This is a genomic window from Burkholderia sp. B21-005 (genome assembly GCF_020843965.1).
GTDB lineage: Bacteria > Pseudomonadota > Gammaproteobacteria > Burkholderiales > Burkholderiaceae > Burkholderia > Burkholderia ambifaria.
Genome location: NZ_CP086302.1, coordinates 2375940 through 2387839, shown reverse-complemented (window position 1 = coordinate 2387839; position 11900 = coordinate 2375940). Strand labels below are relative to the sequence as shown.

Here is an 11900-nt window from a genome sequence, read left to right as displayed (position 1 = left end):
CCTACGATCATGCCCAACGATACGCATCCCGTTCCGCCTCTGGCCACCGGCGACACGCCGGCCGGCGCAGCCGGCCTGAAAGCCCGCTTCTTCAACCCGGCCGCGCGGCAGAAGCTGCTCGCGTTCGCGAGCCTCGTGCTGCTGATCGCATTCTTCAGCTTCGCGTCGCCGAACTTCCTCGATGTCGACAACCTCGTGTCGATCCTGCAGGCCACCGCGGTGAACGGCGTGCTGGCGGTCGCATGCACCTACGTGATCATCACGTCGGGCATCGACCTGTCGGTCGGCACGCTGATGACGTTCTGCGCGGTGATGGCCGGCGTCGTGCTGACGAAGTGGGGGATGCCGCTGCCGCTCGGGATCCTGGCCGCGCTGTGCTTTGGCGCGCTGTCGGGCAGCGTGTCCGGCTTCGTGATCGCGAAGATGAAGGTGCCGCCGTTCATCGCGACGCTCGGCATGATGATGCTGTTGAAGGGGCTGTCGCTCGTGATCTCGGGCACCCGGCCGATCTACTTCAACGACACGCCGGGCTTCACGTCGATCGCGCAGGATTCGCTGATCGGCAGCCTGATCCCCGCGCTGCCGATTCCGAACGCGGTGCTGATCCTGTTCCTCGTCGCGATCGGCGCATCGATCGTGCTGAACCGCACCCTCTTCGGCCGCTACACGTTCGCGCTCGGCAGTAACGAGGAAGCGCTGCGGCTGTCCGGCGTGAACGTCGATGCGTGGAAGATCGCCGTCTACACGTTCAGCGGCGCGGTGTGCGGGATCGCGGGGCTCCTGATCGCGTCGCGGCTGAATTCCGCGCAGCCGGCGCTCGGGCAGGGCTACGAACTCGATGCGATCGCGGCCGTCGTGATCGGCGGCACGTCGCTGTCGGGCGGCGCGGGCAGCATCGTCGGCACCATCATCGGCGCGTTCATCATGAGCGTGCTGACCAACGGCCTGCGCATCATGTCGGTCGCGCAGGAATGGCAGACGGTCGTGACGGGCGTGATCATCATCCTCGCCGTCTACGTCGACATCCTGCGCCGGCGCCGCCGCTGACGCACGTACGTGCTATGCATCTGCTTCACCGCCGGCCGGGCCGGCATTTCAGTCGATACCAACCAAGGAGACGCGAAGTGATCAGGAGCAAGGTGTTGAACGCGATCGTCGGGCTGACGTTCGCCGTCGGCGTGACGGCCGGCGCGCAGGCGCAGGAAACCTACATCCCGCTGATCTCGAAGGGCTTCCAGCATCAGTTCTGGCAGGCCGTGAAAGCGGGCGCGATGCAGGCCGCGAAGGACTACAAGGTGAAGGTGACGTTCGAAGGCCCCGAAACCGAGGCGATGGTCGACAAGCAGATCGACATGCTGTCCGCCGCGATCGCGAAGAAGCCGGCCGCGCTCGGCTTCGCGGCGCTCGACAGCAAGGCCGCGCTGCCGCTCCTGAAGAAGGCGCAGGCCGAGAAGATCCCCGTGATCGCGTTCGACTCGGGCGTCGACAGCGACATTCCGGTGACGACGGCCGCGACCAACAACAAGGCCGCCGCATCGCTCGCCGCCGACAAGCTCGCCGCGCTGATCGGCGACGAAGGCGAGGTCGCCGTGGTCGCGCACGACCAGACGAGCCGCACCGGCATCGATCGCCGCGACGGCTTTCTCGAACGGATGAAGTCGGCGCACCCGAAGGTGCGGGTCGTGACCGTGCAGTACGGCGAAGGCGACCAGCTGAAGTCGACCGAGGTGACGAAGTCGATCCTGCAGGCGTATCCGAAGCTCAAGGGCCTGTTCGGCACCAACGAAGGCTCGGCGATCGGCGTGGTGAATGGCGTGCGCGAGATGAAGCGCAAGGTCGTGATCGTCGGCTACGATTCGGGCAAGCAGCAGAAGGACGCGATCCGCAGCGGGCTGATGGCCGGCGCGATCACGCAGAATCCGATCGGGATCGGCTACAAGACCGTCGAGGCGGCCGTGAAGGCGATCAAGGGCGAGAAGCTGCCGAAGGTCATCGATACCGGTTTCTACTGGTATGACAAGACCAATATCGACGACCCGAAGATCTCGGCGGTGTTGTACGACTGAGCGTGACATGATGTGATGCCGCGTTCGAGGGCGAACCACGAGGACACCATGGGCGCAGTGCGCATCGATTCCCATCAACACTTCTGGCGTTACCGCGCGGCCGACTATCCGTGGATCGGCCCCGGCATGGGCGTGCTCGCCCGCGATTACCTGCCCGACGCGCTGTGGCCGCAGATGCATGCGCAGGCGCTCGGCGCGTCGATCGCGGTGCAGGCGCGCGCCGGACGCGACGAGACGGCGTTCCTGCTCGATCTCGCCCGCGACGACGCGCGCATCGCGGCGGTGGTCGGCTGGGAGGATCTCGGTGCGCCGGCGCTCGCCGACCGCATCGCCGAGTGGCGCAGCCCGAAGCTGCGCGGCTTTCGTCACCAGGTGCAGGACGAAGCCGACGTCGGCGCGTTCGTCGCGGATCCCGCGTTTAATCGCGGCGTCGCGTGGCTGCAGGCGAACGGTTACGTGTACGACGTGCTCGTGTTCGAACGCCAGTTGCCGGATGTGCGCGCGTTCTGCGCACGGCACGATGCGCACTGGCTCGTGCTCGATCATGCGGGCAAGCCCGCGCTCGCCGAGTTCGACCGCGACGACACCGCACTCGCACGCTGGCGTGCCGCGTTGCGCGAGCTGGGCGCGCTGCCGCATGTCGTGTGCAAGCTGTCGGGGTTCGTGACCGAGGCGGACTGGCGGCGCGGCCTGCGCGGGCAGGACATCCGGCACATCGAGCAATGCCTCGATGCGGTGCTCGACGCGTTCGGCCCGCAGCGGCTGATGTTCGGCTCGGACTGGCCCGTGTGTCTGCTCGCGGCGTCGTATGACGAGGTGGCGTCGCTGGTCGAGCGCTGGGCCGAAGCGCGGTTGTCGGCGGCCGAGCGCAACGCGTTGTGGGGCGGTACGGCCGCACGTTGCTATGCGGTGCCGGGCGACCCGAATCCCGGCATATAAAATAGGCGCGAGCGGCCCGATGCTTCATTCGTCGGGCCGTCCGCAACGCAACCGCTTACCTGTATCAACGTATGTCCATCCAGCCGATTCAGAACCGCCGCCTCTACCAGCAGATCGCCGACAAGCTCAGCGCGATGATCGGGTCCGGCGATTTTCCGCCGGGCAGCTATCTGCCGCCCGAGCGCGAACTGGCCGAGCAGTTCGGCGTGTCGCGCACGTCGGTGCGCGAGGCGCTGATCGCGCTCGAAGTGAGCGGGCTCGTCAGCGTGCGTGTCGGCGACGGCGTGAAGGTGCGCCAACCCGAGGCGGCTGCCGCACCGGAACCGCGGCCCGAGACGAAAGTTGCGCCGTTTTCGATCGTCGAGATCGATCCTGAGCTCGGCATTGCGCTCGACCTCGATACCGAAATCCCGCCGTTCGCGCTGTTGCAGGCGCGCCGGCTGATCGAGCCGGAAGCCGCGGCGCTCGCGGCGAAACACGGCTCGGACGAGCAAATCGAAGGGATTCACGACGCGTTCCTGCGCAACCAGGAAGACAATCGCAGCGGCTCGCTCACGCATCCGGGCGACCGGCTGTTCCATATCCGTATCGCGGAAGCGAGCGACAACCCGGCTTATGCGCTGATGATCAAGCAGTTGCTCGCGCACAAGTACGATCTGATGTTCCAGCGCCTGCAGTCGCTGTACATGCCCAACGACATGCCGCACCGGTCGGAGCTGGAACACCGCGCGATCCTCGACGCGATCCGCGCACGCGACCCCGAGGCCGCGCGCCGCGCGATGGCCGAGCATCTCGACGAGGTGATCCGGATCTTCGGCCGCGCGCTCGACTGAGCGCGCGGGCTCAGAAGCGGTCGGCGCGGTAGGGCGTCGGATCGGTGAACGGTGCTTCGCCCGTCATCATCTCGGCCAGCAGGCGGCCGGAGACGGGGCCGAGCGTGAGCCCGTGATGGTTGTGCCCGAACGAGAACCACAGCCCGCGATGCGCGGGCGCGGGGCCGATCACCGGCCGCATGTCCGGCGTGCACGGCCGGAAGCCGAGCCACGGTTGCGGGTCGAGCCGTTCGCCGAAGCCGAACACCGGGCGCGCGACGCGTTCCGCGCGATCGAGCTGCACGCCTGTCGGCGGCAGGCCGCGCCGCGCGATCTCGACGCCGGTGGTCAGCCGCAATCCGCGCCGCATCGGCGCGATCACGTAGCCGTATTCGCGATCGACGATCGGCGCCGACGGCGCGCCGCGTTCGGAAGGCGCGTAGTGCATGTGATAGCCGCGCTTCTCGCGCAGCGGAATCTTGTAGCCGAACTTGCCGAACACCGTGTCGGACCACGGGCCGAGCGCGACGACCACGGCTGGCGCGGCGATCTTGCCTTGTTCCGTCGTGACCTGCCAGCCTGGCGACAAGGCGTCGAGGCTCGCGGCATCGCCGGTGAGCAGCGTGCCGCCGCCTTGCACGAAGAGTTGCGCGTAGGTTTTGACGAGCGCGGACGGATCGACGACGCTTTTCGGATCGAGCCAGTGCAGCGCGCCGCAGAAGCCGGGCGCGAGGCTCGGTTCCTGCGCACGCAGTGCCGCGGCATCGAGCGGCGTAATGCCGAGCCCGTGGCGGCGCGCGGTGAGTCCCGCATCGGCGACCGCGCGTTCGAATGCGGCCGGCGTGCGGAACGCTTCCATCCAGCCGCTTGCACGCACCAGTTCCCCTGCGCCGGCACGCGCGATCAGCGCGTCGTGCTCGACGATGCAGCGCTCGATCAGCGGCAGCATGTCGCGCGACGCGGCTGCGTGACGCATCGGCGCCGATTCCCACCAGAAACGCGCGAGCCACGGCGCGAACGCGGGCAGCGATGTGCCGTGCCAGTAGAGATCGGTGGAGCGGTTCAGCGCGTAGCGCATCAGCGTGAAGGGGCTGCGCGGAAACGGATACGGTTCGATCGACGAGCGCTCGATCAGCCCTGCGTTGCCGAAGCTCGTGCCTTCGCCGGGCGCGCCGCGGTCGACGAGGGCGACCTTGCGGCCGCGATCCTGCAGGTGCAGCGCGGCGGAGACGCCGACGATGCCTGCGCCCAGAACGATTACGTCGAAGTCCATGTGGGAAGACAAAATGAACGGTTGATGACCGACACGCAGCGTCGGCGACGAGCGCTTCGGTCGGATGCGCGGATTGCAATCGAATGATCAGCAAGGATACTCGCGAACGCGGCGATGCGCGAATTGGCATGCTTTCGCGAGGGGAGAGGTTGTCGCGATGGGTGCCCAGGTTATACGCTAGGCGGCCGGCGGCCGCACGAAGCCGGATACGAACGCGTCGCACGAGTTGCGTTTTTCTCTTCCGGAATGAGTGGCGCCCCTGGAGGGAATGCGACTTCATCGAATTTACTAACTGGTCATCTGAACGCGCAATGTCCGACAACAATATTCCCGAGGCCCGACAACCCGCCGCCGTTCCGTGGCACCGATCCCCGATCGTTCGCAGCGCCGCCGTTCTGGCCGGGCTGTTCGCCATGCTGCCGCTCCTCAAGTTTCAACTGGTGAGCAAACTGCTCATCGGTGCGATTTCAGCAACGATGCTGTACGGAATCTTGCGTGAATGGATACAGGAGTTGGGACCGTTTCGAACTTGGCTGATCCGTCGCACGGTCAGAGTCATGCGGAAACTGCGCCCTATCGCGAAGCTGCCGCCTGATGTCACCGTGGCGTATGGTTTGGTCGCGATGATGTTGTTGCTTTCCGGAATTTTGTGGGTCGTGCTGAATGCGACATGGATCGATCGCTTCTCCATACCCGTTTTTCTTCTTCTCGCATACGCAGCTGCACGGCACATTTACCATGTGTTGCATCTGATCGCGCGATGGACATGGAGCAAGGCATTAGGAAAGGGCGCCTATCTGGCGGTTGCGTCGGTTGCGCTTTGGCTCGCGCGCTCGGACGCGGAGAAGCTGGTTCTGACGTTGACGCATGAAACCGCCGATCATTTTTCCAGCTTCACCGGTCTGTCAGCTTCTGCATTCTTTGCGCTGCGTCTGGTCCAGGCTGCGGGGATCTCGCTCGTCGTGTTCCTTGCATTTCAGTTTGTTTTCCTGATGGGTAGCATGCTCATTCAGGTTTCTGCGAATCACGTCCGGATATTCAGCAGAGAGGGTGTCGAACGGATGACCGTGACCTGGAGAAGACTCAGATTCGGGCTGAAAAAGTCGGAGCTGGATGGCCGGGAGCGGCTCCGCCAGGTGATTGCCATGCTTGCGCCGGTTGGTCTGGTGTTCTGGGCCATACCGTTGCTGATGGGGCCTGCCTACCTCATCGGCAGCATCGAAACACGGACGCTGCTTTCGCACGCGCTGGTGAGAGCGACGTATTCGGCAGCGGGCGCATGCCGCGGAGACAACCATGAGGGATTGTTCGCGCGCATTGGAGACGACCGTGTGTCGGAGGCCGTGAAGGAAGGTGACGGGTACGTGTTCCGAACCGTATCGTGCAAGCCTAATTAAGCGCCATTTTCCCGGGCGGATGAGCCTTCGTGATGTCGAGCATCGCGTGTCGGGGCCGCTCCGTCTGTCGACGCAATCGCGCAGCAAATTTTACTGACTGCGCGTCGGTGTGCGGTTGACGCGGGTCCGGTGCGTCGCTGACGAACGTGAACGTATGAATTTTGACGCGCACGGTCGTCCTATCCGCTGATCAATCGGTTACCGTCACGATCGGATGGGCATTAGGCATTTCCTGCACACGCATTATCCCGAGCAGCCTCGATTCAACATACTTTCCGATGTTATTCGCGGGTGTATCCCACTGGTTTGGGATACGAATTTTTACCTAAGATGGAAGCAATCGTGCGCGTGAGACGGTGCTTGCATGCGCATGCAGGTAAGCGGTAGCGCCGGGAACGACTGCAGCAGATGTTTCCATCATGGATGCGAGTGTGTGCGCGGCGGCGGCGAGTCATGCAGCCGTATCGACGCCAGCGTACGCGGCGGCAATCGCTGCGTGTACGGCGTCCGGCCGGCCAGGCCGAGTCGCCACGTTACGCCACGCGTTCGTCGCAATCGTTTGCGTTCTGAGCGGTGCGCCGGCCGTCCTCGCCGGGGCGTCTGCGGATACGGAAGAGCCAGGCGAAACCGTGCGAATCGCCGCCGCCGCGCCGGCCGTCAGTCCTGCCAGTCCCGTGATTTCCTCACACGACTCCGCCGTGCGCCAGGTCGTGCTCGGCATCGTCAGTTTCACGCGCTGGCCCTCGACACCCGTTCGTCTGCATTTGTGCGTGACCGGTCGCCCCAACTACGCGGCCGGCCTGACCGACACGTTGCAGGCAGGCTCGACCGCGCTCGACGTGCAGCGCGTGCGCTTCGACGATCCCGCGCTCGGCCTCGCGTGCGACGTCGTCTATCTCGGCATCCTGGCCGACGATGAGCGAGCGCGGATAAGAGCCGCGCTGGCGGGCCGCCCGGTGCTGACGATCGCCGAACACGACGAGTCCTGCACCGCAGGTGCCATGTTCTGCCTCACGGTCGAGGCCGAACGCGTCACGTTCGACATCAATCTCGACGCCGTCGCGCGCAGCGGCGTGCGCGTGCATCCGAACGTGCTCAATCTCGCGCGACGGCCGCTGATGCCATGACACGCTCCGCGCCCCCCATTTCGTCTTCACGTGTGCCGCGCCCGACGCTGCAAAGCGTGCTGCGTCGCGCGCATTTGCGCCTGGCCTTCGTCGCGGTTGCGATGGCCGCCGTGTCGCTGATCGTCGTCGCCGTGATCGCGTTGCGCGCGTATGCCGGCAACAACCTGAACCTGCTGGCCCGCTCGCTCGGCTATACGGTCGAGGCGGCGCTCGTGTTCGGCGACCGCGTCGCGGCAAACGAGGCGATCGCAACCATCGCCAACGACGAGGACGTCGCGCAGGTGGTGGTCACCGATGCCAGAGGACAGTTGTTCGCGACCTGGAAGCTGCCCACCGAAGACCGGATCGCCCGGCTCGAGCGCGGTGTCGCCGCTCTCGCGTTGCCCGGGCCCGTGGCCATCCCGGTGATGCACGACGGCATCGTCGTCGGCCAGGTCATCGTGCGTGGCCGCGGGCATCAGTTCTTCGGATTCCTGCTCGGTGGCATCGGCGGCATTCTCGGCTGCCTGGCCGTCAGCGTGCTCGGCGCGTATGTCAGCTCGAAGCGTCTGCTGCGCAACATCGTTGCGCCGCTGCGCGCGCTCGCCGGCGTCGCGCATGCCGTGCGGCGCGAACGTGCGTTCGGGCGGCGCGTCGAGCCTGCGGTGATCGCCGAACTCAACCAGCTCGGTGACGACTTCAACGCGTTGCTCGACGAATTCGAAGACTGGCAGAACACGCTGCGCGACGAAAACGCATCGCTCGAACACAAGGCGACGCACGATGCGCTCACCGGGCTGCCCAACCGCGCGCAGTTCGAGTCGCGTCTGTCGGTGGCGCTTTGCGATGCCGTGGTGACGGGGCAGCGGGTCGCCATCCTGTATCTCGACTGCGACCGCTTCAAGGAGATCAACGACTGCCTCGGCCACGATGTCGGCGACGCGGTGCTGATCGGTGTCGCGGCGCGGTTGCGCACGCAGGTGCGCGAGACCGATCTGGTCGCACGCCTGGGCGGCGACGAATTTGCGGTGATGCTGGGCACTGTGCGCGAAGTGGAAAGCGTGTGCCGGATCGCCGACGAGATTTTGTCCGGCATGGTGCCGTCGATCGAGCTGCCCGACGGACGCATGGTGGCCACCATGATGAGTGCCGGCGTGGCGCTGTATCCCGATCACGCGTCGGACGCGAACGGCTTGCTGCGGGCGGCGGATGCCGCGATGTACCGCGCGAAGCGCGCGCGGCCGGGGACGTGGCAGTTGGCGGAAGGCGTTGCCGGGCGGGTTTGATGTCTATCGTTTCGCGCTGCGGGCGAGGCCGTGGCGGCGGGATAAGAAGCGCACGCGGCGCGGGCGCATACGAAGGGGACGATGATGAAAAACTCGTTGCCGGTGAGCATTGGGAGGCTGTGCGTCGCAAGCGCGGTGCTGCTGTGTCTGTTGCTCGGCGGGTGCAAGACGCCGCCGCTGCATCGGGGGCTCACGCAGACGCAGGTCACGGCGCTGAAGTCGGCCGGGTTTCAGGAGACCGGGCAAGGGTTCGAGTTCGGGTCGAGCGGGCCGATTTTGTTCGATTTCGATCGGTATAACCTCAAGCCGGATGTGAGGCGGATCGTTGAGCGGATCGGGAGGACGTTGAAGTCGGCTGGAATCAATGGGGTGCGGGTTTATGGGTACTCCGATGAGGAGGGGGAGGCGGCTTACGACCTGGAACTGTCGCGGCGGCGGGCGGAGGTGGTGGCGATCGAACTGGTGGATGTGGGGCTGGACGGGAAGCAGATTGCGGTTGTAGGGAAGGGGAAGAACGATCCGGTGGGGGATAACCGGACGTCGACCGGGCGGGCGCAGAATCGGCGGGCGGCGATTGTGGTTTCGCCGCGGTGAGGGGGCTTCGCCCCACTCGCGTCGTTCGCGTCGATTCTCATCGCACGTGCCTGTCACAAGTTTCGTGCAGATTGTGCTGATTTCCGCGCTTATCGGCGCGGTGCTTCGCTGCGGTCGATCGCGCCCCGGCGCCCGGCCGCCGGCCAAGTGCTGTCGTTTTGGGGGCGGAACGAAAACGTTTGCGCGGCGCTTTCGCGCGGTCGGGTTTTGACCTACATTATCGAGGCCTCGGCCCGGGAAACCGGCCGATAGAACCTGAGAACATAAGCAAGGAACAAGAATGAGTTTCGCTCCGAACGGGGGTATTCCCAACGGTTTGGGCGGTGGTGCGCTCGGATCCCTGAGCGCGCTCGGCGGCCTTGCCGCGCCGATCGCGTCGAGTGTTGCCGGGAGCCTCGGGCCGCTTGCCGGCCTGGCCGGGCACGTCGACACCGTCCAGCGCGCGATGCAGCTCGCGCAAACCGGTTTCTCGCTGATGGACAAGACGCCCGGCGCGATTGCCGAGGCGATCAACGGCGCAGCCAACCCCGCGCGCCTGACCCAGCTCAATCGTTACGTGACGCTCGATACGCCGCTTGGCCCGGACGTGCTGCTGGTCAGCGCGGCCGTTGTCGACGAGTACGTGAACCGGTTGCCGGAAATCCACCTCGACCTGCTGTCGCATCGCCACGACCTTCGCCCGGACGACCTGATCGGCCAGCAGGTCAAGATCCGGTTCGATCAGCAGGCGCGCTTGTCGACGCTCGAGCGCGTCGTGGCAGCGGGCACCGGCGAGAACGACCGTTACTTCGATGGCTACGTGGCGTCGTTCGACCGGGCCGGCAACCCCGGGAATGTCACGCAGTATCACCTGACGGCCGTGCCGTGGTTCTGGTTCCTGACGCGCTCGACCGACTGCCGGATTTTCCAGAACAAGACCGCGCAGGACATCCTCACCGAGATTTTCCAGGAGCACGGGTTTTCCGACTTCGTGTTCGATATCCGGACGAGCCAGAAGCCGCTCGAGTACGTCGTGATGTACCAGGAGTCTTACTACAACTTCTGCGCGCGGTTGATGGAGCAGGAGGGGCTGGTCTGGACGCACCGCTACGAGAAGGACAAGCACTTTCTCGTGATCGGCGACACGAACCTGCTGTTCCGTCCGATCGACGGGCTGGCCACCGTGCCGTTCGCCGCGACCGAGGCGAGCGAAGACAGCGGTATCGACCAACTGCACGAAGGGCGGCGCTTCGGCGTCGGCAAGGTCACGTTTCGCGACTTCAATTACCAGAACCCGTCGTCGCCGCTGATGCTGGTGGAGGCCGAGCCGCAGAACCTCAAGCATGCGCGGCTTGACGCGACCGAACGGTTCGAGCACCAGTCGCTGTACGACCACGGCGACGACGGCAATCGCTACGCGCGTTTCGCGATGGAAGCCGAAGAGGCGCAGGCCCATCGCTATACCGGCGGCGGCTATGCGTGGCGCATGACGACGGCCGGCGCCGTGACCGTGGCGAATCATCCGGTCCTCGAGAACAACCAGGAATACGTGATCCTGCATGTGCGACACGAGGCCGTGAACGACTACACGCAGCACAGCGCCAAACTGCCGTACCGCAACAGCTTCGCGCTGTTGCCGAAGAAGATTCCGTACCGCGCGCCGCGTGCGACGCCGAAACCGGTGATTCATGGCACGCAGTCGGCGATCGTCGTCGGCCCGAAGGGCGAGGAGATCTATACGAACGGGAGCGCAGTGAAGGTGCACTTTCCGTGGGATCGACGCGGCAAGAAGGACGGCTCCGACTCGATGTGGGTGCGCGTTTCGCAACCGTGGGCGGGTGACGGCTGGGGTGCGGCCGCGATTCCGCGGATCAAGCAGGAAGTGCTCGTGGCGTTCAATCAGGGCGATCCGGACAACCCGGTGATCGTCGGCCGCGTGTTCAACGGCGAGCAAGGCAACCCGTATCACGGCGCGGCTGGCCAGACGATGGGGATCAAGAGCCAGACGCACAAGGGGCAGGGATCGAACGAGATCCGCATGACCGACACGAACGGCATGCAGGAATTCTTCATGCACGCGCAGAAGGACATGAACACGGTGGTCGAGAACAGCGAGACGCACAAGGTGCTGGGGCCGATGCGTACCGTCCTCGTGGCGACCGGTAGTGAAGAGAAGCAGATTCCGCAGGGCAACCTGACCGAGACGATCGCCGAGAAGCGCAGCACGACCGCGACCACAGTCGAGGTGACGACGCCGGCCAAGGATGGCGGCGGCGGGACGCAAGCCTACGTGGCCGAGCGCGGCATCTTGCTGAAGGTGCAGGACAGCTCGATCTCGCTGGCGCCGGAGGGCATCCGCCTCGAGCACAAGGGCTCCGTGATCCTGATGACCGACGACGGCGTGATGGTCAACGGCAAGCGCATCGATCTCAACAAATAACTCGAACA

General features: G+C 65.4%; 10 protein-coding genes. 9 read left to right on the top strand and 1 reads right to left on the bottom strand.

The window, feature by feature from the left end; translation table 11 throughout:
- Positions 1-9 precede the first annotated feature (9 nt).
- The 4 genes from LMA02_RS27260 (at position 10) to LMA02_RS27245 (ending at position 3838) form a co-directional block, all read left to right on the top strand.
- Positions 10-1047 (top strand): ABC transporter permease, encoded by a 1038-nt coding sequence (locus tag LMA02_RS27260; protein WP_228908265.1) that lies wholly within the window; start codon positions 10-12, stop codon positions 1045-1047.
- 77 nt (positions 1048-1124) lie between these two features.
- On the top strand, positions 1125-2066 hold the full coding sequence (locus LMA02_RS27255; RefSeq protein ID WP_006749499.1) for an ABC transporter substrate-binding protein: 942 nt from the start codon (positions 1125-1127) through the stop codon (positions 2064-2066).
- Between the two features lie 48 nt (positions 2067-2114).
- Positions 2115-3005: an amidohydrolase family protein gene (locus LMA02_RS27250; RefSeq protein ID WP_228908264.1), complete on the top strand. Its 891-nt coding sequence runs from the start codon at positions 2115-2117 to the stop codon at positions 3003-3005.
- Between the two features lie 71 nt (positions 3006-3076).
- On the top strand, positions 3077-3838 hold the full coding sequence (locus LMA02_RS27245; RefSeq protein WP_228908263.1) for a FadR/GntR family transcriptional regulator: 762 nt from the start codon (positions 3077-3079) through the stop codon (positions 3836-3838).
- A gap of 10 nt (positions 3839-3848) precedes the next feature.
- Here LMA02_RS27245 and LMA02_RS27240 read toward each other — a convergent pair whose 3' ends face one another.
- Complete coding sequence (locus LMA02_RS27240) at positions 3849-5090, bottom strand: NAD(P)/FAD-dependent oxidoreductase (protein WP_228908262.1); 1242 nt, start codon at positions 5088-5090, stop codon at positions 3849-3851.
- 311 nt (positions 5091-5401) lie between these two features.
- Between LMA02_RS27240 and LMA02_RS27235 the strand changes: the two genes are divergently transcribed.
- The 5 genes from LMA02_RS27235 to LMA02_RS27215 all read left to right on the top strand — a co-directional run bounded on the left by LMA02_RS27235 (position 5402) and on the right by LMA02_RS27215 (position 11892).
- Positions 5402-6487 carry a hypothetical protein gene (locus tag LMA02_RS27235; protein ID WP_228908261.1) on the top strand — a complete coding sequence of 362 codons (1086 nt, stop codon included), beginning with the start codon at positions 5402-5404 and terminating at the stop codon, positions 6485-6487.
- Positions 6488-6906: 419 nt separating this feature from the next.
- Positions 6907-7614, top strand: a complete 708-nt coding sequence (locus tag LMA02_RS27230; protein ID WP_228908260.1) for a YfiR family protein — start codon at positions 6907-6909, stop codon at positions 7612-7614.
- Positions 7611-8879 carry a diguanylate cyclase domain-containing protein gene (locus LMA02_RS27225; RefSeq protein ID WP_228908259.1) on the top strand — a complete coding sequence of 423 codons (1269 nt, stop codon included), beginning with the start codon at positions 7611-7613 and terminating at the stop codon, positions 8877-8879. Before LMA02_RS27230 ends, LMA02_RS27225 begins: the two co-directional genes overlap by 4 nt.
- Before the next feature lie 84 nt (positions 8880-8963).
- Positions 8964-9473 (top strand): OmpA family protein, encoded by a 510-nt coding sequence (locus LMA02_RS27220; RefSeq protein WP_228910019.1) that lies wholly within the window; start codon positions 8964-8966, stop codon positions 9471-9473.
- A 280-nt stretch (positions 9474-9753) separates the two neighbouring features.
- Positions 9754-11892, top strand: coding sequence for a type VI secretion system Vgr family protein (locus LMA02_RS27215; protein WP_175676365.1), 2139 nt, complete (start codon positions 9754-9756; stop codon positions 11890-11892).
- Positions 11893-11900: the final 8 nt, after the last annotated feature.